Raw genomic sequence first — 20,271 nt, 5'->3', positions numbered from 1 at the left:
TACTAACCTTAGTATTTAAATCCACGATGCAGGGCAACAATGCCACCAGTTAGATTTTGATAAGTAGCTTGCTCAAATCCTGCTTCCACCATCATCGCCTTAAGGGTTTCTTGATCTGGATGCATACGAATTGACTCTGCTAAGTATTGGTACGACTCGCTGTCGTTAGCAACGAGTTTACCCATAGTAGGTAAAATGTTGAAAGAGTAAAAATCATACGCCTTGCTGAGAAGCTCTTGCTCTGGTTTTGAAAACTCAAGAATCAGTAAACGGCCCCCTGGTTTTAAAATACGGTACATAGAGCGCAATGCTTTATTTTGATCCGTCACGTTACGTAAGCCAAAGGCAATCGTAATTAAATCAAAACTATTATCAGGAAATGGTAAGGCTTCGGCATTCATTTGTACGTAATCAATGTTACCGACAAGGCCTAAGTTATGCAGCTTTTCACGGCCTACTTTTAACATTGAAGAGTTTATATCACCTAAAACAACCTGACCGCTATCGCCAACAAGTTGGCTAAACTTTGCGGTTAAATCGCCAGTACCACCGGCTAAGTCTAATACATGATGACCTTTACGGATGCCTGAACTAGCAATTGTTTGACGTTTCCATAAACGGTGAATACCAAAAGACATGAGATCATTCATAACATCGTACTTTGTCGCAACAGAATGAAATACATCAGCAACCATAGAAGCTTTTTCGGTTTCGGCAACAGTTTTATAGCCAAAATGCGTGGTCTTTTCAGGGTTCTCGTTCATGATTAATCTCTATCGTGGTAATAGAGACTAGTGTACTTGATTGTGCACCAAGGGTGCAATTTGAATATGATTTATCAGCTAATTTATTGTGTGAACAGTGTGCTTTGCTATTGAGATGCACGTGATTTAAACGCCGCGTTTGAGGCACTTTTAACTAGTTGGTTAAAGTCGCCTTGTTGTTCCGTAATCCCTAATGAGAGAGAAATGGGAGGGAGTTTTAAATCGCTTTTTGAACTGATAAAACGTAGCTTTTCGACCCCAGCTATTACTTTCTCTGCAATCAATTTAGCTGTTTCGGGCTCAATGTTAGCAAGTAGAACGATAAATTGGTCTTTTGCAGAGCGCCCGGCTAAGCCACTTTGCGAAACATACTTTTGAACTTGCTTAGCTACTTTATTTAAAATCACTTCGCCAATTGCATCACCAAAGTTATTAATAAAATGCTCTAAATTATCAATTTGAATGGCAATTGCTGAAATTGACTTGTCTTGTTTTAGCCATAATTGTGTTTGCTTAGTTAAATAATGGCGTTTGTATAAGCCTGTTTGCGGATCAATGACATGTTGTTTGCGCAAGGTATTGAGTTGTTTTTTAGTTGTTTCGTGTAGTTTTTTTGCCTGACTTAGTTCTTGTTTAAATTGCGCTTGTTGCGAGAACAGTAACTGCGTTTGCTCATTAAGTCTTTCTAAGGCGATGCGGCTATTAGCAATATTATTTTCATCTAAAGAATGTAAGCAGTCATTAACATGACCTGCGAAATCGTTAAGTTTTTTTTCGGTTTGCTGTGCATTTCGCGATAGTGAGTTGATCACGCCATTGACGTTTTCAATCATTGCTACTTCGGTTTTATGACCCTGATTTAAATATTCAAAATAGAGTTGCTCAATAAATAGCTCATCAATATTTTGTTGGGCATCTATGGCATCATCAATAGCATTGTTAAGCGCAAAATGGATTTTACTAATGTATGTATACACAACTTGAAAATTTAAGGGGGTAGGAGGCAAAACATGATGCTCTAAAAACATACATACTTTTGTCATTTTTTCTTGTGCTATAGCCATGGAATCATGGAACATCATTTGCAATTACCAACCAAATACGCATAAATGCTGATTTATAAAACTCGTCCAATGAGGCAATTTGCTTCCAAGCACAGATACAATAATCATTATATCTGTTATTTAAAAGTAAAATGAGTCGTAGTTGGCTAAAATGGCGCTATAATTTCAATAACCGTTGTTTTTTTGAGCAATTACTCTAATGAACTTAAGTTAATAAAATGATTACTACCGTATATTTTTGCAATTGGTCGTATATTTATTTGCTATTTATTTAGGCTACGATAGGTTTATCACATCTGTAACGTCACTAAGCTCAATAACTATGAATTTATCTCTTTCAAAAAAAATGCGTCTTTCCTTATTAAGTGTCACCTTAATGTGTTCATTAAGCGCGTGTCAGCTAACTACAATTAACGCCAATCAGCAATTTACGCAAACGGCCGAAAATATCGTAAAACATCGCCAAAATGTAAGTCCGTACAGTAATCCTGAGGGTGTTGATGGCTATTTACTTCCTAACTTATCAGCTGACTTTTTAGCGCAGCAGTATCAAAAAAACACTCAGTTATTGGCTGATTTAGATTCAATAGATATGAGCAAGCTGAGTGACGAGAATCAAATTAACTACAGTATTATTCGAGCGCAAGTGCAAAATAGTGTTGATGAATATGTATTTAACGCACACTACATGCCTTTAACGTCAGAGTATGGCTTTCATTCAAGCCTATCGTTTATTGTTAATAGCTCGGATTATAAAACTGCACAAGATTATCAAAACTACCTAAAGCGATTACAGCAAGTGCCGCGCTTTTTGAGCAAAATATAGGCTGGATGCGTAAAGGCTTAGAAGTAGGTTTAACTCAACCCAAACCGGTATTAATTGGCTATCAAGATTCTATTACTGCCTACATTGTTGACGATGTAACAAAATCAGAATTTTATAAGCCATTTTTAAACAATACCGCTGGCTTAAGTGATAGTGCATTTGCAGCGTTACAACAACAAGCTAAAGCAATTATTAGCAGCCAAGTTATTAAAGCCTATAAAGGTTACTTAACTTTTTTTAATACCGAATATTTACCAGGCGCGCGCAGTGATATTGGCATTTCGTCAACTCCTAATGGAGAAGCTTTTTATGAAAATCGTGCTAAGTATTACACCACGACACAAATGACCCCAAAAGAAATCCATGAGCTGGGTTTAGCTGAAGTGGCGCGTATTCGCAGTGAGATGGAAGCGGTCATCCAAGAGGTGGGTTTTAAGGGCACGTTTGCAGAATTTATCCACTTTTTACGTACTGATCCGCAGTTTTACGCCACAACGCCTGAACAATTATTAAAAGAGGCCGCGTACATTGCCAAAAAAATGGATGCACAGTTACCTAAACTATTTCATACCTTACCCCGTAAACCCTATGGCGTAGCGCCGGTGCCTGCCAATATTGCACCTAAGTACACTACTGGGCGCTATTCAGGTTCGAGCCGTGATGATCAAGCCGGTTTTTATTGGGTGAACACGTACGCTTTAGATAAACGACCACTTTATGCTTTAGAAGCGTTAACGCTGCACGAAGCCGTACCGGGCCATCATTTACAAATATCACTCAATGCAGAGCTTGAAAGCTTACCTAGCTATCGCCGAGATGCCTATTTATCAGCATTTGGTGAAGGCTGGGGGTTATATTCAGAGTACTTAGGGGTTGAGGCTGGTTTTTATCAAGACCCATACAGCAACTTTGGTCGTTTAACCTACGAAATGTGGCGTGCTGCACGTTTAGTAGTTGATACGGGGATGCATATGTATGGCTGGAGTCGAGAGCGTGCAATGAACTTTATGGCTGATAATACGGCACTTTCATTACATAATGTAAAAACGGAAACCGACCGTTATATTTCGTGGCCAGCACAAGCGCTGTCTTACAAAATTGGTGAGTTAACAATTAAACGTCTGCGCGCAGAGGCTGAGCAAGCATTAGGTCAGCAATTTGATATTCGTGAGTTTCATCATCAAATATTGCGCCATGGCTCAGTGCCTTTATCGGTGCTTGAGCAGCAAATACGTTTGTATATACAAACAGAGTTAGCAAAAACAGATAGCTAAAAGCGCATTATTTTGAAACTATAAAAGTGTGGTGTTATTTGATGGCATCACGCTTTTTTAGCATTTAAGGATAAGTAATGAGTCAGTTTATAATGTTCAGTATCGATGTGTTTGCCAGCCTATTTATTGTTGCATTGGGATTGCTGGTTGTATTAATTGCTATTTTTTATATTCGAGATGTTACGCAAACAAAGCATGCTATTAGGCGTAATTATCCCGTAATCGGACGTTTTCGTTATTTCTTTGAGCGCCAAGGTGAGTTTTTTAGACAGTATTTTTTTGCCCTCGATCGTGAAGAAATGCCCTTTAATCGCGCCGAGCGCAGTTGGGTCTACCGCGCGGCTAAAGATGTTGATCACACGGCCGCTTTTGGTTCAACTCAAAGCTTAGAAACCACAGGCACCGTCATGTTTATGAACTGTGCATTTCCCACCTTAGATGAAGAAGCCTTAGCGCCGAGCAGCGTAACTCTTGGCCCTTACTGTAAATTTCCTTACACCACAAATTCGCTATTTAATATATCGGGCATGAGCTTTGGTGCGCTATCAAGCCCTGCTGTACGTGCACTATCGAAGGGAGCAAAATTAGCAGGATGTTGGATGAACACGGGGGAAGGCGGGCTTAGTCCGTATCACTTAGAAGGTGGCGCCGATATTGTATTTCAAATTGGCACCGCAAAATACGGTGTACGCGACGAGCAAGGGAATTTAAGCACAGAAAAGCTAAAAGCCGTTGCTGCGCATCCAGCAGTTAAAATGTTTGAACTGAAAATGAGCCAAGGTGCCAAGCCAGGCAAAGGCGGCATGTTACCTGGGCGAAAAGTGAATGCTGAAATTGCCAAAATAAGAGGTATACCCGAAGGGCAGGATTCTATTAGCCCAAACGGGCACCCAGAAATAAAAAATCCAAACGATATTCTAGACATGCTTAACACCATCAGAACTGCAACGGGTAAACCGACAGGCTTTAAAGCGGTTATTGGTGAATATACTTGGTTAGAAAGTTTATTCGCCGAGATTAATCATCGCGGCATTGAGTCCGCACCCGACTTTATTACTATTGATAGTGCGGATGGCGGTACCGGCGCAGCACCACAATCTTTATTAGATTCTGTAGGGTTACCGCTTAAAGAAAGCCTTCCTTTAGTTATACAGCTATTAAAGAAACATGGTCTTAGAGAGCGAGTTAAAATTATTGTTTCGGGTAAGTTAATTGTGCCTTCCAAAGTCGCATGGGCATTAGCACTAGGAGCCGACTTTGTAGTTTCTGGCCGAGGGCATATGTTTGCACTAGGCTGCATTCAGGCTATGCAATGTAATAAAGATACTTGCCCAACAGGAATTACTACGCATAATGAACGTTTACAACGTGGTTTGAATGTTGAAGATAAAGCGCAGCGAGTTGCAAATTATAATAAATACATCCATTACGGTGCGGGGCTTATTGCACATTCTTGTGGCGTTACCAGTGCTCGCGAATTAAAACGCAAACATGTACGTATAGTACAAGAAAGTGGCCTTTCTGAGCCGCTAGATAAAATGTACGAGCATTACCATTAAATACTTGCTTGTTAGTTATCGGTGATGAGGTGTATTGCTCGCTCGAATGCCGGTGATTTTTAATCGCTCTAATTCGCAGCTAAACAAAAACTCTAGTGCTTCTAGGTGGCGACGCACTTCAGCAATATTTTTGCCAGCTGCATATAAGCCATGACCGCGAATTAATACACCAAATTTAATCGGTGAGTGCAAATGGTGATCGCTAACTAATAAGCTTAAACGGTCAATATCTTGGCCGTTATCAAAAATAGGAATGCTTAAGGTTTCTAAATGAGACCACTGTTGTGGTAATCGATGGATATGCAATACAAGCAGCCTAATGGCGATAAAGTTATTCGTTTATGTTTTGCTTAAAACGATCAAATCCTAATAGAGGCGGCGCAGATTTTATGTCAACTTTAACTTTAGCACTATTACAAAACTCATTGCATTGGCTCGATAAAAAAGCCAATTTAGCTATGTTTGAACAACAACTTGCCAACATCACCAATAAACCAGATTTAATTGTATTGCCCGAAACCTTTGCCACTGGATTTGCGGTTAACCTTGATTGTGGTGAGGCTGAAAATGGCTCAGTACTGAGTTGGCTTAAAACACAAGCTAAACAACATAATGCAGTGATTGCAGGCTCAGTATTGGTAACCCAAGGAGACAAAAAGGCCAACCGGTTTTATTGGGTACAACCAAATGGAGAAGTGAGCTATTACGATAAGCGCCACTTATTTTGTTTGGGTAACGAGGGTGAATTTGTAGTGCCAGGACAAACCCGTAAAGTGTTTGAGCTCAATGGGTTTAAAATTTTACCGCAAGTTTGCTACGATTTACGTTTTCCGGTGTTTCAGCGCAATAACAATGACTACGACGTGATGATTAATATTGCCAACTGGCCTGCGGCAAGGCGTAATGTGTGGGACACTTTATTAATGGCGCGAGCAATGGAAAACCTATGCTACGTGGTTGGCGTAAATCGGGTTGGCGAAGATGGTAATGGTATTGAGCACAGTGGTGGAACCGCAGTGTATGACTTTAAAGGTGAGCCACTGGTTAAAGCAAATGATGACCAGCCAGCATTACTAACAATCACATTAAATAAAGCGCCGCTCAATGAATTTAGAGCTAAATTTCCGGCACATTTAGATGCCGATGCTTTTGCATTGGTATAAATTAGCGCCCAGCCGATAAAGTGCTAAAATAGCCGCTGATATTTTTATTGGCGGCTTTATGAATACAACCCCTATTACACCGGTAGTTTTAGCAGGCGGCATTGGCACACGGCTTTGGCCGCTATCACGCCAAGCAATGCCAAAGCAGTTTTTATCTTTGCTTGATGATAAAAATCAGCAGTCATTATTACAAAGTACCTTATTACGTGTTACAACTGAGGACTTTAATCCCGCTATTTTGGTCTGTAATGAGCAGCATCGATTTATTGCTGCGGAGCAGGCTGCATTTGCAAAACCCCATGCCATAGTACTTGAGCCAGAAGGCAAAAATACCGCACCAGCTATTGCCCTTGCCGCGCACTACGCTTTAAAAAATAATATTACGGGCCCTTTGCTGGTGATGCCTGCCGATCATCATATTGCAGACTTTACCGGATTAACTGCTCAGTTATCCGATGCGATTAAACTTGCTGAGCAAGGTAAATTAGTTACATTTTCAATTACGCCGACAGAGCCACACACAGGTTATGGTTATATAAAACAGGGCGCAGCCATTAAAGATACCTGTTGCTTTGAAGTTGACCAGTTCAAGGAAAAGCCTGATTTAGCAACTGCATTAACTTATTTAGCTGAGGGCGGTTATAGTTGGAATAGTGGTATGTTTTTATTTACTCCCGCGGCATATCTAAAAGAACTGGAACGCTTTGCCCCTAAAATTGCTAAAAGTGTTGCTAGTGCCACTGACTTTAAACAAGACTTAGCGTTTACCAGAGCAAATGCCCATGCACTTGAATCTTGCCCAAATGACTCAATTGACTACGCTATTTTAGAGCGCAGCAATAATGTAGTGGTAATGCCTGTGGCGTTAAAGTGGAGCGATGTCGGCAGTTTTTCTGCACTGGCTGCGCTTGCAGAAAAAGATTCGCAGGGTAACAGTCAAAATCAGCAACATATTGCACAGAATAGTATTAATAACCTAGTTATTAGTGAAGATGGGCACACAATTGCTACTTTAGGTGTGAGCGATTTAGCGATTGTACATACTCATGATGCCACCTTGATTGCAAAACAAGATTCGCTTGAAGGCTTGCCTTTAATACTTAAGCAATTGGCAATTACGCAAAATGACAAACTGGCGCATCATCAGGTGGTTTACCGCCCTTGGGGACATTATCGTACGTTAATAGAAAGTATCGGCTTTAAAGTTAAAAAAATTACCGTAAAAAGTGGTGAAAAACTCTCAACCCAGCGTCATCAGCATCGTGCCGAGCATTGGGTGGTTGTCTCAGGTACTGCAGATATATGTATTGACCAGCAAAGCTTAACACTGACCCATGACCAATCTTGTTATATTGGTGCAAAACAACTGCACAGCTTAGCGAATAATCAGCCCGAGCCGTTAATTGTTATTGAAGTGCAAACGGGTGCCATATTGGATGAAAGTGACATAGAGCGATTTGATGATGTATACGGTAGAAAATAACAGTATAAATAGTAAATATGGTTGATCATTTGTTACGGTCGTAAAACTTGGTAGCCCGTAACCGTATTACTCTAGCCCTTGGCGCACATACCTTAAATAGGCTTCTAAACTGTGTTGCCACAGTGTGCTGGCTTCATTTAATGAGTTATTTAATGGCTTTTTATCAAGTAAGCGTCGTTCTATTTTTTTCAGTGCCAGTCCATAGCTATTAAAACCAAGTTGCATTGCGGTGCTGGCTTGGCGATGTAATAACTTAATGCATTGCTCGGGGTCTTGCTCTAATAAAGCTTGGCAACGGCTCAGTTTGTTACGCGCAGATAGGATAAACTCATTATAAATAGAAGATACTTCATCAATACTAAAAGAGCTTGTTAGGGTTTCTGTGGCAGTTTCATCGTATAACGTATCAACCAGCTCGACGGCAATGCTAGCGGTTTGTGTTGACTGTGAATCACTCAATGCTTGGCGTAGTTTTTCTTGCTTTAATGGCTTGCCAACAATGTCTTTAATACCCAGTGCTAAGTATTCTTTTATTTCATCAGGGCTCAAACTGGCGGTAAAGGCCAGCACTGGAGTTCGCTGATTTTTATGCTCCACTCGTTTGAGTGTTTTTAGCACTTGCTGCCCTGTTAAGTCGGGTAAGTTCATATCAAGTAACACCACATCAAAGTGGTATTTTTTCATCAACTCAATCGCACTTTTGCCATCTTTAGCGAGCTTAATTTTATGCTCGTCGTCAGCCATAAATTCAACGGCTATTTTTTGGTTTAAATCTAAATCTTCAACAAGTAACACATCAAGCCCGGTCAGATAGTCTTTACTTTGATGGCGCTGCTCTACAAGGCTAAGCTCACCTATGGCTAACGTCATGTTAAAGCTAAATACGCTACCGACTTCCAGTTCACTAGTGATTTCTAGCTGACTATTTATTTTATCGAGTAAACGACTAGTTATAGCCAAACCAAGCCCCGTTCCGCCTTTTTCCTTACCAGCGCTGCTTTGAATGTAGGGCTCAGTTAAATAATTAATTTCGTCTTTTTCAATACCCGGGCCTGAATCGAGTACGCTTACTTTAAGGGTATGATCGAGCTGAGTTTCATTAATTAAATCAATTTGCACTTTTACTGTGCCGGTGTCGGTAAATTTAATCGCATTACCCACAAGATTAATAATGATTTGTCTGAGCTTTTGTTGGTCGCAGTAATAACAGGCTTTATCGGGGATGTTACAGGCAAGCTCAAATTTAAGCTGTTTTTGTTCGGCCAAAGGGCTTAACAGCAGGCATAAGTTTTGTAGCCAAGTTTTGAACTCTATGTCTTCTTCGTACAAGGCTTCGTCATGCTGATCTAAGCTTGCGTATTCCAGCACTTTATCTACCAGTAAGTTGAGTGACTCTGCTGAGTTGATAATGGCTTCGCAATAGGCTTTATTGCGGCTATCGCTAGTTTGGTTCAGCACCAGTTGTGCGCTACCTAAAATGCCGTTTAATGGGGTGCGTATTTCATGGCTAATAGTGGATAAAAAGAGTCCGCGAATTTCCAGGTCTTTGTGTGCTTTTTCGGTGAGCTTATTAAGCCTTAATTCCCTGCGTTCATTACACAATAGCGCCATACCGGCTGCATAAAACATAGGGGCAATGACGTTATTTAAAAATAATGGGTAGGTGAACCATGGAGCCTGAGTAACATCTTGTTGATCGATGTCACTCATAAATAAAGTGCGAGTAACCGAACTAAAAGCGACCAACGTTAGAATTATAATATAAACAATACTGCCATTTGGATAGGGTCTACGCGCATATTTTATAAATATAAATAGTAAAAAAATAGCCTCAAGGATGTGTTGAAAATCACAAATATATACCCGTGAGCGCATAGATGGTTGTATAAAAGTAAAGTAAATAAGCAATAGAGCACTGAACGTTGTAAATATACAGACTAATTTAAAACCATAGCCGCGGTAATTTAAAAACTGACTTAGTGATAAGCAGTGTACTATTGACGCTAAAAAAAGAATGTTATTTGCAAAGGTGAGTGCGATCTCGTCAGGGATTTTGGGTACCAGTGCAAAGCTTACAATGGCAGCTAATAGGAATAGAGGATAGAAAATGTAAAGTAATGTGCCGGGTACGTGCTTATTGGTACGCCAAGTTAAAAAGTTCAGTAACGTCATCACTGTCATAACAGCGATACTGGCAAAATAAAGCGTAAATGAGTCGAGCATTAAGACCCCAACAGCGATTTTTAAAGAAGATATAAAAACAGGCACCTGAAGTGCCTGTATTGAATTTATTTAAATAAGCCTTAACGAATTTCGTCAGGGATATTTTGTTGTGCCCAAGAGAGTAGTTCAATACGGTTACGACATTTGGTTTTTCTAAATGCGCTGTATAAATGGGTTTTAACCGTGTGCGGGCTAATGCTTAACTCTTCAGCAATTTCTTTATTTTTTGACCCGTTACTCATTAACGAGATAATCGCTTTTTCACGTTTAGTGAGTTTGATTGGCTCAATATCGCCATCAGTTAGCTTATGTAGTGCGTCTTTGTTAAATTGCAGCATGCGGTTGAGCGCATTACACATAATATCACGACGATACCAAAGCTGATCTTCAAGTAGTAAACGAATCCCTTTCATTAATACGTCAGCATTATCGGTGGTGTAAAATACACCGCGAATACCACTGAGTAATGCACGATTAGCAAGCTCTGGGTTTTCATCTAAATTAAATAACACAATATCGCATTTGACGCGTAAATTAACGAGTTGCTCTTTTAGCTTAGTCCATGCGTCTTTACTTGATGTTTCAATGAACAATAAGCGAGTACCTACCGGAACATCTAAAATATTCGTACCTGTAGTTACGTCTAGGCCCTGCGTTTTTAACAAAGGCTCTAAAACGTTAATACCAATAGTGTTAATTGGTTCTTCATCTAACAACAAAAAGGCTGAACTGCTCATGTATTTTACTCTTTTATAAAGCTGGCTAATTAATCTTACCACGATCCCTGCACACCTTTTGTATTAGGGAGTAACAATTTCACTGGCGAAAAGGTGCGATTTCTGATTATTTAAACATAAAATGTTGCAAATAAGTAATTGTTTTTTTGGTATATAAGAAAAACGCCGTATTTTTAATGTATTTTTTAAGATACAGGATTTAATGGGCGATTATAGCGCAACTTTTTTAGTGTTTTGATACGGAGGCCAGCCCATTTCTTTTCCCGCTAGCATGTGTAAATGAATATGGTAAACAGTTTGCCCGCCGTGTTCGTTGCAGTTCATCACTACGCGGTAGCCGTCATCGCTAAAATTAAGTTGTTTGGCAAGTTTAGCTGCAACCACATATAGATGACCAACAAGGTGTGAGTTTTCCTCAGTGACATCGTTAATTGTGGCAATGGCTTGTTTAGGAATAATCAGCGCATGAAAAGGTGCTTGAGGGTTAATATCTTTAAACGCAAGTGCTAGGTCGTCTTCGTAAATAATGTCAGCAGGAATTTCACGATTAATAATTTTAGTAAAAATAGTCTCTTGACTCATAATGATGACTCTAATTTGTTCGATTAATATATATGTCACTAATGACAAATTTTGTCAGCAGTGTCAAACTGAAATCAACTAAAGGAGTAATTATGCGTAAATCAATATTATTAGGCAGTGTAGCGGCGCTCTTGGTGAGTGCATCGAGTTTGGCAGAAAACATTCACTTTCCCGAGGAGTTTGTTCCTTTACAAGTGGGTGAACGAGTCATTGAAAGTTCGATTTTTAGTCGTGTTGATGATGTTGAATTAGCACCGGGTACTTATCAGTTAAAGCTTAAATACACAGATTTATATGATTTAGGTTATGACGATCACGAAGTGATTGAGTCAGAGCCTTTTTGGGTTAATGTAACTGTTGAAGCAGGTAAAGATTACACCTTAGTATTTAATCGTGCTGAAAATGCGGTGGCAGCGAAAGTATTTGCTGAGGCACCGCAAGTAAGCTTAAAAGCAAAAGGCAGTACCTTAGCTGAGCCATTAAATGTGATAGCTGAACGACAACTACAAAGTTCACAGTTTAATCAGCAGGCCTCAGAAACCCCTGCCGGCCCACAAAAACCAAGCCGCCCAATTAAACCGATTGCGCCAATTAATGGTAAGGGCATGCCAAGCGCTGCCAATATGCTCGACTTTTGGTGGCAACAAGCAACGCTCGCTGAAAGGCAGGCTTTTTTAGATAAAGTAACAAAATAATTAAGCATTAAAAAAGGGCCAAGTTGGCCCTTTTTAATTTATTGATAACGCTATTTAAATAATGCGTCAATGGTACCTTGTGCCAGTGGGTGATAACCCGGACGTGCTTTTAAGTATACGCTTTGTGCCCAATCTTTTTTACCATTGGTAATAAGCGCTTTATAAAGCGGCACGATAAGCTTACGACGACCAATACCCGATAAATGCTTATCAAGCGCAGGGTAAATTGGTTGGTAACCATTACCTACTGCTAGCATGTACCATGCAAACGCACGTTCTGCGTTGGTTGATTGGGTTAAGTTAAACTCGCCGTCTAATTCAGTCATTTTTTCAATGCTTAAATCGCGCGGTAAGTTGTTTAAAAAGTGTAGCCACTCATGCACAGTCCAATTTGCAGTGGGTAATTGTGCGGCAGTTGTATCCCCTTTTAACCAGCTCGCTGTTGCAGTATCGACTTTATCGAACGCGTCAGAGGTTGGGTTAGGTGCATCACTTGGTAAACCTGGCTGAAAAATCCACTCGTTTACTTTATCCATGGTCACTACGCCTGGATACTTTTCAATTAAGTTAGCTTTGATGTAAGTAACAAATTGCGCTGTGGTTAGCGATTTAAATGCAAACTCATTAAAGTAGGTTTTAACAAAGTCATCAAACTTATCACGGCCATATTTTTCTTCTAGGTAGATTAAAAATAGCTGACCTTTTGTGTAAGGCACTGAGCTAAACGCATCATCTGGATCGCGGCCATTAAGTTTTAAATTAAGGCGTGTGTCTGGAGCATCAATGGTTTTAAGTTGCGCACGTAGGCCAGCTGCATCAAGTGCTTGTTCCATAACAGCACGGTCACGACCAAATACTTCTTCCATAATGCGGTTTTCAACGTAAGAGGTAAAACCTTCGTTTAACCATAAATCTTCCCATGTGGCGTTAGTCACTAAGTTACCAGACCAAGAATGTGCAAGCTCGTGCGCAATCAGATTAACTAAGCTTTTATCGCCAGCCACAACAGTTGGGGTAATAAATGATAAACGTGGGTTTTCCATACCACCAAATGGAAAGCTAGGTGGTAGCATAAGTAAATCATAACGACCCCATGCATAGTCGCCGTACATAGCATTGGTTTTGTCGATCATCGCTTGGGTGTCATCAAACTCAGCAACCGAAGCATCTAAAATAGTTGGCTCTGCAAAAATACCAGTTTGCTTAGACATGGCCTTAAATTCTAAGTTACCTGCACCAATTGCAATTAAGTAAGGTGAAATTGCTTGTGGCATAGTGAAGTGGTAATCACCATCTTTATAAAGAGCATCTTTATTATCAGCGCTCATTACCGCACGAATATCCTCAGGGGTATGAATGCGTGCGTTATAAGTTACGCGCATTGCTGGGGTATCTTGCACTGGGATCCAACTACGTGCATGAATCGCTTGCGACTGGCTATACATAAACGGGTGCGTTTTACTGGCAGTTTGCTCTGGCGTTAACCACTGTAAGCCCGACGCTTCTGGGCGGCTGTTGTAGTAAATACGCACTTTCTTTGCTTGATTTTTAAAGGTAATAGTTAGTTTTGAACCTTTAACATCATCACGGTTAGCAAGGTTAAAACTAGCTTTATGCCAATTACCATTTTGTGTTTGATACATGACTTTATCAATATCAAGGTCACGGGTATCAAGTACTAGCTTTTTGCTGCTGGCATTTTGCCATTGTAGCGTATGCTCAACAAAACCTTCTAATTGCTTGTCGGCAAAGTCGATGTCTAAATCAAGGTTTAAATGTGTGGTGATAACATCATCAAGGTTGGCGTAGGAATTTTGATCAATAGCGCTGGCCATTGCCTGCGAGCACATACCTGCCATAGCGAGGCTTAAAAAAAGAGGTGTGATTTTCATAATTACCTTGAGTACAAATAAAAAAGTGCAGGTTTTATATCATGATTGCTGCAGTGGGTTGAACAATTTTTACAAGCTGATGCGCAATTTGCGACGATGAGTTAAACTAGAGCGATTAATTATTGCTACCTTCAGAGGGCTTTGTGCCGCACTCATTACAACCCTTACATACATTTGCATTAAGTAGCCAATGCCAAAATTTTGTCGAGATTACCGACTCAGCGCAGCTTAAAAGTCAGTGCTTTAAAGTCCCTTTTTGTTTGTTGGGTGAGGGCAGCAATACTATTTTTTTAAATGACTATGCAGGCACGGTCATTAAAATGGCAACCCAAGGCATTACTATAACTGAGCGCTCGCATGACTTTTTAGTTAGTGTAGCTGCCGGTGAAAATTGGCATCAATTAGTGACTTACTTGCTGGAGCAAGGTATCGCGGGGTTTGAAAACTTAGCCCTCATACCCGGTACAGTCGGTGCTGCACCAGTACAAAATATTGGTGCCTATGGCGTAGAAATAGCTCAGTTTATTGAAGCTGTTGATTATTTTGATATTGATAGCGGTAGCTTTAAATCTTTAACTAATCAGCAATGTCATTTTGCTTATCGTGAATCGGTATTTAAACACGCGCTAAAAAATAAAGCAGTGATCACCCAAGTGCACTTTAAGTTGTCCAAAATATGGCAGCCAGTACTCAGTTATGGCCCGCTACAACAACTAAAAAACCCGACGCCACAGCAAGTGTGCGCACAAGTGATACAAACGCGTAACAGCAAACTCCCAAATCCCTATAAGCTGGCTAATGCGGGCAGTTTTTTTAAGAACCCTATTATCACCAATAGTGAATTAGCGCAGTTAATTACGACGTATCCTGAGGTACCTCATTACCCGCATGGTGCCGGTCACCATAAAGTGGCTGCAGGGTGGTTAATAGAGCAAGCGGGATTAAAGGGATATAAAATTGCAGGTATAGAAGTGCATCAACAACAAGCGCTGGTACTAGTTAATCATGGTAATAGTACAGGGGATGATTTAATTAATATGATTGCTCACATTCAGGATATTGTTTTAACACGTTACAACATAAGTTTAGAACACGAAGTGCGGTTAATTGATCAAGACAATGAATGCCATATCTCTTTGGAGCAATCAGTATGAAGGCACCTGATGGAAACAAGCTGGCTATTTTAAATGCACTGAATGAAGGTGGGTTTGTCTCTGGGCAAGCACTAGGCGATGAATTAGGAATAAGTCGCGCGGCGGTAAGTAAGCATATTCAAAGCTTACAGGCTATGGGCTTAGATGTATTTAAAGTTACAGGTAAAGGCTATTGCTTAAATAACCAAGTAGGTTTACTTAATCAGCAAAGCATACAGCAGCACTATGCTGAGTTAGGCGCTAATACCGCGAATATTGAAGTGCAACCACTGATTGATTCAACCAACAGCGAGTTAATGCGCCGCATTCAAGCTAAAGCAGCACTAAAATCGGGTACCGTGATTGTAGCCGAAATGCAGCAAGCAGGGCGGGGGCGTCGAGGCCGAGTATGGCAATCACCCTTTGGTGCTAACTTATACTACAGTTATTTTTGGCGCTTAGACGATGGTTTACAAGCCGCTATGGGCGTATCGATTGCTGTTGGTTTAGCTGTGTATGATGCGATAAAAGCACTTTATGATATTGAAGTAGAGCTTAAATGGCCAAACGACATTTATATAAACAAACAAAAACTCGCAGGTGTCTTGGTCGAATTAGACGGGCAGCCACAAGGACCCTGTCAGTTAGTGATAGGGGTTGGTATTAATTTAAATATGCCAGAAAGTGCCAGTCAGCACATTGACCAAGCGTGGACCGATTTAAGTCAGCACACCCAGCAGCTAGATAAAAATCAACTAGTAGCTTCATTAACTTATTGTTTAGAGCAACGCTTAGCGCAATATCGTGAGAATGGCTTACAAACTATGTACCAACAATGGAATGCATTAAATGCATTTGCTGGTCAGCAGGTAGAGCTTAATACCGGACATCGAAGTTGGTGTGGCATTTGTGAAGGTATAGATGCGCACGGTGGTGTACGTATTCGCCAAGACGGTGAAGTGAAAAGTTATTATGGCGGTGAGATTTCATTAAGAAAGGCGCAAGCATGAGATTACTCATTGATGTAGGTAATACCTCACTCAAAGCTGTATTGTGGCAAGATGGGCAAATACAGCCATGCGATACTAATAATATTCCATGGCTGCAAATTACGGTTGTTGTATACGCTTGTGTGGGCCGTAGTGAACTACTCAAGCAGCTATTAGAAAAAGCCCAAGCACAAAATATCGATTGCTTTGAGGCTACGGTTAGTCATGAACTCGGTACGTTACATTGCGCGTATCAACAAGTGGGTAATTTGGGTATAGATAGATGGTTGGCGCTCATTAGTGGTTACACGCTTTACCCTAATACGGCCGCAATTGTTGTTGATGCAGGCACGGCAACGACTATAGACATCCTTAATAATGATGGGCAGCACTTAGGTGGTTGGATATTACCAGGGCTTGATTTAATGACTGCCTCACTCACTCAAAATACTCAGCGCGTATTTGATGATGCAAACACGCCATTTTCTAATGAACTTGGCAAAAATACCCCTAACGGATTAAAAAACGGCGCTTTAGTGGCAACTATTGGCGCAATTGAACAAGCAAAGCTGCATTTAAATACAAAAAATAGCCTTTTAATTTTTGCTGGTGGTTATGGTCAGCTATTACAAGGTCATTTTTCAGACAGTATTTTCGACCCAATGCTAGTGATGAAAGGCTTAAATTACTGGTATGAGTTAGCTAAAAAGAGTTAAAAACAACAAAAAAACTGCTTTTTGCGCGAATAGTGAGCGTTTGAAGCATAAAATCACATTTTTTTTAATTTTTTGGTTGCATCCCAATAAACCTTACTCTAGAATCTCGCCCCGTACTAAAGCAGTGCCGACTTAGCTCAGCTGGTAGAGCAACTGACTTGTAATCAGTAGGTCAACCGTTCGACTCGGTTAGTCGGCACCACTTTCCTTTTACCGGAAGTGCTTAGTATAAAGAATTATCGTGGAGGGGTTCCCGAGCGGCCAAAGGGATCAGACTGTAAATCTGACGGCTCAGCCTTCGCTGGTTCGAATCCAGCTCCCTCCACCACTTTATTCTAGACGGTTAGAGGTAGTTTAAGAACAGGTTCCTTAAAGCGGGCATCGTATAATGGCTATTACCTCAGCCTTCCAAGCTGATGATGCGGGTTCGATTCCCGCTGCCCGCTCCAATTTGATGATGCTGATATAGCTCAGTTGGTAGAGCGCACCCTTGGTAAGGGTGAGGTCGGCAGTTCAAATCTGCCTATCAGCACCAGTCAATTGAATCTCCTTAAACACTTCCTTTATCTGTCAGAAAAAACTATTTGAAATTTGAAAAAATTAACTTAATCTACCTATGGTGGATTATTTTCATATGTAATCTAGATACACAAAACTGATAGGTTCCGTCATGGCAAAAGAAAAGTTTGAACGCGTAAAACCGCACGTAAACGTTGGTACAATCGGCCACGTTGACCACGGTAAAACTACACTAACTGCAGCAATCACTAACGTACTTGCAAAAGTATACGGCGGTGTTGCTAAAGACTTCGCATCAATCGATAACGCTCCAGAAGAGCGCGAGCGTGGTATCACAATCTCAACTTCACACGTTGAGTACGATACACCTACTCGTCACTACGCACACGTAGATTGTCCTGGTCACGCCGATTATGTTAAAAACATGATCACTGGTGCTGCTCAAATGGACGGCGCTATCTTAGTAGTTGCTGCGACTGACGGTCCTATGCCACAAACTCGTGAGCACATCCTACTTTCTCGCCAAGTTGGCGTTCCTTACATCGTTGTATTCATGAACAAATGTGACATGGTTGATGATGAAGAGCTACTTGAGCTAGTAGAAATGGAAGTTCGTGAACTTCTTTCTGAATACGACTTCCCAGGTGATGACTTACCACTAATTCAAGGTTCTGCACTTAAAGCACTTGAAGGCGAAGAGCAATGGGAAGCTAAAATCGTAGAGCTTGCAGAAGCACTAGATTCTTACATTCCAGAGCCAGAGCGTGACATCGATAAGCCATTCATCATGCCTATCGAAGACGTTTTCTCAATCCAAGGTCGTGGTACTGTTGTAACTGGTCGTGTTGAAGCTGGTATCATCAACGTGAATGACGAAGTTGAAATCGTTGGTATCAAAGAGACTACTAAGTCTACTTGTACTGGTGTTGAAATGTTCCGTAAGCTTCTTGACGAAGGTCGTGCTGGTGAGAACATTGGTGCACTTCTACGTGGTACTAAGCGTGAAGACGTTGAACGTGGTCAAGTACTAGCTAAGCCTGGTTCAATCAACCCACACACAACATTCACTTCAGAAGTATACGTACTTTCTAAAGATGAAGGTGGTCGTCATACTCCATTCTTCAAAGGTTACCGTCCACAGTTCTACTTCCGTACAACTGACGTAACAGGTGACGTACAGTTACCAGAAGGCGTAGAAATGGTAATGCCTGGTGATAACGTTAAGATGACAGTAACTCTAATCGCGCCAATCGCGATGGACGAAGGTCTTCGTTTCGCTATCCGTGAAGGTGGCCGTACTGTTGGTGCTGGTGTTGTTGCAACTATCGTTGAGTAATCAACAGTTGTAATGCATTAAGCATTAAAAAAACCCGAGCTTAGTCTCGGGTTTTTTAATACCTGCAATTTAGAGAATAAAGCATGAAGGTGGCGCTCTTACCTTAGGCGTAGGTGCTTTGTGGCAATTATCGTTGAGCAATCAACTGTTGTAATGCATTAAGCATTAGTAAAACCCGAGCTAAGTCTCGGGTTTTTTAATGTCTGCGGTAAAGTGTAAGTATTAATGTTATTGCTGTAACAAGGTAGGAGCATGAACTTAATCAGTTAGTAACCAGCATTCTTACGTAACTCATCAAGCATATCTTGGTTACCCATCATTTCGTCAAGCGTTGCTCTGACTGCATTGTCAGAGCTATTGTCATAAACTGAAAGTAGATGCTGCGCCATTTGCTTTGTGTAGCCATCTTGCTTATTTTGAGCTTGGTAGTATTGCGCCATCAACCCTTGTGCAGCTAAGCGACGGATATAATCATTCGTGTCTCGCTCTAACAAGTTTGTAAATTGCTCTGCAAGGCGGTAATCAAGTACCGGTGTTTGAGTTGTTAACTCAACAGCTTGAATTTTAAATTTTTCGTTACTACTGTTGTTCGCTAAATTTAAAATGTTACCTACTACTTCATAGTCATACTCAGGCATAGTAGATTTATTTAGAATATACATATTCATTTGCAGTTGGCTAAGTGCAGCTAACCTATCTAAATCTGCCATGCTTGGATCTAAAGTTTGCTCTCTTAATTGAGAGTTTATTTGTTTAGCATAATCAGGTTCTGATTTGATCCTTAAATCATAGTCTTCTGGTAAATCTGCATAAAAACCATAAAGAGGATTTTGCTCGCGCAGTTCCTCAGCTTCTTGCTGCTGCTTTTCCTCAAGTACGTTAAGAACAAGTTCCTTAAATTCGTCGGTATCTTGTTCTTGATAAGAGCCATTAGCGTGTAGTTTTAAGTTAGCTAATTGGCGTTGTAGCGAACTTACTTTCTTGCTTAGTTCGTCAATTAAGGCTTCATTTGATTGCTGGTATTCTGTAGGAGTACTAATAGAAACTGTGGAGCTTAGCTGTTGCTGCTTGGGTTTATTAAGCGAACTGGGCTGATTTTTAAAAAATGTTCCGTAGCATGAAATTACCAAGGCAAGTGTTGCTATAGTAATCGCAATAGTTCCTTTGTTTATAGTCATAAAATAATCTGCCTCTAAAATGGGTAATTTATCTGTTTTCGAAATATAAGTCTGTTAAAAAGTGTGTTAAATGAAGATGAAATATACGGATTAATTGAGAAGGCGGGGCGTGAGTGGCGAAATACGGTGTTTTAAGTG

Annotated in this window: 15 protein-coding genes, 4 tRNA genes and 2 pseudogenes; 13 read left to right on the top strand and 8 right to left on the bottom strand. The window is 40.6% G+C overall.

The annotated features are described in order from the left end of the window. Nucleotides 1-8: 8 nt before the first annotated feature. Both ubiE and AB8618_RS15235 read right to left on the bottom strand, forming a co-directional pair. Nucleotides 9-764, bottom strand: coding sequence for a bifunctional demethylmenaquinone methyltransferase/2-methoxy-6-polyprenyl-1,4-benzoquinol methylase UbiE (ubiE, locus tag AB8618_RS15240; RefSeq protein WP_413400966.1), 756 nt, complete (start codon nt 762-764; stop codon nt 9-11). 107 nt (nt 765-871) lie between these two features. After that, nucleotides 872-1,828: a diguanylate cyclase domain-containing protein gene (locus AB8618_RS15235; protein WP_198522173.1), complete on the bottom strand. Its 957-nt coding sequence runs from the start codon at nt 1,826-1,828 to the stop codon at nt 872-874. 322 nt (nt 1,829-2,150) lie between these two features. On the opposite strand from AB8618_RS15235, the pseudogene AB8618_RS15230 reads away from it, so the two are divergent. Beyond that, nucleotides 2,151-3,928, top strand: a pseudogene (locus tag AB8618_RS15230) (DUF885 domain-containing protein). Nucleotides 3,929-4,005: 77 nt separating this feature from the next. Then, complete coding sequence (locus AB8618_RS15225; protein WP_413400964.1) at nt 4,006-5,487, top strand: FMN-binding glutamate synthase family protein; 1,482 nt, start codon at nt 4,006-4,008, stop codon at nt 5,485-5,487. A gap of 15 nt (nt 5,488-5,502) precedes the next feature. Here the strand turns inward: AB8618_RS15225 and AB8618_RS15220 are convergent. Beyond that, nucleotides 5,503-5,763: pseudogene (locus AB8618_RS15220) on the bottom strand (class II aldolase/adducin family protein); the annotation flags it as partial. Between the two features lie 113 nt (nt 5,764-5,876). On the opposite strand from AB8618_RS15220, the gene AB8618_RS15215 reads away from it, so the two are divergent. Together AB8618_RS15215 and AB8618_RS15210 are read left to right on the top strand one after the other, a co-directional pair. Further along, nucleotides 5,877-6,650 carry an amidohydrolase gene (locus AB8618_RS15215; RefSeq protein WP_290167342.1) on the top strand — a complete coding sequence of 258 codons (774 nt, stop codon included), beginning with the start codon at nt 5,877-5,879 and terminating at the stop codon, nt 6,648-6,650. A 58-nt stretch (nt 6,651-6,708) separates the two neighbouring features. Then, nucleotides 6,709-8,133 (top strand): mannose-1-phosphate guanylyltransferase/mannose-6-phosphate isomerase, encoded by a 1,425-nt coding sequence (locus AB8618_RS15210; RefSeq protein WP_413400963.1) that lies wholly within the window; start codon nt 6,709-6,711, stop codon nt 8,131-8,133. Between the two features lie 66 nt (nt 8,134-8,199). Here the strand turns inward: AB8618_RS15210 and AB8618_RS15205 are convergent, their stop codons facing one another. The 3 genes from AB8618_RS15205 to AB8618_RS15195 all read right to left on the bottom strand — a co-directional run bounded on the left by AB8618_RS15205 (nt 8,200) and on the right by AB8618_RS15195 (nt 11,675). After that, entirely contained in the window at nt 8,200-10,356 is a 2,157-nt protein-coding gene (locus AB8618_RS15205) for a response regulator (RefSeq protein ID WP_413400962.1), read from the bottom strand. Nucleotides 10,357-10,436: 80 nt separating this feature from the next. Next, complete coding sequence (locus tag AB8618_RS15200) at nt 10,437-11,093, bottom strand: helix-turn-helix transcriptional regulator (protein ID WP_138609560.1); 657 nt, start codon at nt 11,091-11,093, stop codon at nt 10,437-10,439. A gap of 210 nt (nt 11,094-11,303) precedes the next feature. Further along, complete coding sequence (locus AB8618_RS15195; protein WP_010392287.1) at nt 11,304-11,675, bottom strand: histidine triad nucleotide-binding protein; 372 nt, start codon at nt 11,673-11,675, stop codon at nt 11,304-11,306. 92 nt (nt 11,676-11,767) lie between these two features. Here AB8618_RS15195 and AB8618_RS15190 point away from each other — a divergent pair, with 92 nt between their 5' ends. Beyond that, a complete protein-coding gene (locus AB8618_RS15190; protein ID WP_010392289.1) occupies nt 11,768-12,370 on the top strand; it encodes a DUF2057 domain-containing protein in 603 nt (200 codons plus the stop codon). A 50-nt stretch (nt 12,371-12,420) separates the two neighbouring features. Here AB8618_RS15190 and AB8618_RS15185 read toward each other — a convergent pair whose 3' ends face one another. Continuing rightward, on the bottom strand, nt 12,421-14,262 hold the full coding sequence (locus AB8618_RS15185; protein WP_413400961.1) for a M1 family metallopeptidase: 1,842 nt from the start codon (nt 14,260-14,262) through the stop codon (nt 12,421-12,423). 143 nt (nt 14,263-14,405) lie between these two features. Between AB8618_RS15185 and murB the strand changes: the two genes are divergently transcribed. From murB to tuf, 8 genes are all read left to right on the top strand, one after another. Next, the gene (gene murB, locus AB8618_RS15180; RefSeq protein WP_109875748.1) at nt 14,406-15,416 is read left to right on the top strand and encodes a UDP-N-acetylmuramate dehydrogenase; all 1,011 of its coding nucleotides are present in this window, start codon (nt 14,406-14,408) and stop codon (nt 15,414-15,416) included. Continuing rightward, nucleotides 15,413-16,405 carry a bifunctional biotin--[acetyl-CoA-carboxylase] ligase/biotin operon repressor BirA gene (gene birA, locus AB8618_RS15175; protein ID WP_413400960.1) on the top strand — a complete coding sequence of 331 codons (993 nt, stop codon included), beginning with the start codon at nt 15,413-15,415 and terminating at the stop codon, nt 16,403-16,405. The genes murB and birA overlap by 4 nt, the downstream gene beginning before the upstream one ends. After that, complete coding sequence (locus AB8618_RS15170) at nt 16,402-17,100, top strand: type III pantothenate kinase (protein ID WP_409424169.1); 699 nt, start codon at nt 16,402-16,404, stop codon at nt 17,098-17,100. Before birA ends, AB8618_RS15170 begins: the two co-directional genes overlap by 4 nt. Before the next feature lie 126 nt (nt 17,101-17,226). Further along, nucleotides 17,227-17,302: transfer RNA gene (locus AB8618_RS15165), tRNA-Thr, on the top strand. 41 nt (nt 17,303-17,343) lie between these two features. Beyond that, a tRNA-Tyr gene (locus tag AB8618_RS15160) sits at nt 17,344-17,428 on the top strand. Between the two features lie 46 nt (nt 17,429-17,474). Next, nucleotides 17,475-17,549: transfer RNA gene (locus AB8618_RS15155), tRNA-Gly, on the top strand. Nucleotides 17,550-17,559: 10 nt separating this feature from the next. Next, a tRNA-Thr gene (locus tag AB8618_RS15150) sits at nt 17,560-17,635 on the top strand. A 135-nt stretch (nt 17,636-17,770) separates the two neighbouring features. Further along, nucleotides 17,771-18,955: an elongation factor Tu gene (gene tuf, locus AB8618_RS15145; RefSeq protein ID WP_109875886.1), complete on the top strand. Its 1,185-nt coding sequence runs from the start codon at nt 17,771-17,773 to the stop codon at nt 18,953-18,955. A gap of 266 nt (nt 18,956-19,221) precedes the next feature. Here the strand turns inward: tuf and AB8618_RS15140 are convergent, their stop codons facing one another. Next, nucleotides 19,222-20,133 carry a hypothetical protein gene (locus AB8618_RS15140; protein ID WP_409424168.1) on the bottom strand — a complete coding sequence of 304 codons (912 nt, stop codon included), beginning with the start codon at nt 20,131-20,133 and terminating at the stop codon, nt 19,222-19,224. Nucleotides 20,134-20,271: the final 138 nt, after the last annotated feature.

The organism is Pseudoalteromonas sp. RW-H-Ap-1 (genome assembly GCF_048318575.1).
In the GTDB taxonomy this organism is placed as follows: Bacteria; Pseudomonadota; Gammaproteobacteria; order Enterobacterales; family Alteromonadaceae; genus Pseudoalteromonas.
The sequence above is the reverse complement of the archived record's forward strand: the minus strand, read 5'-3'. Positions and strand labels throughout refer to the sequence as shown.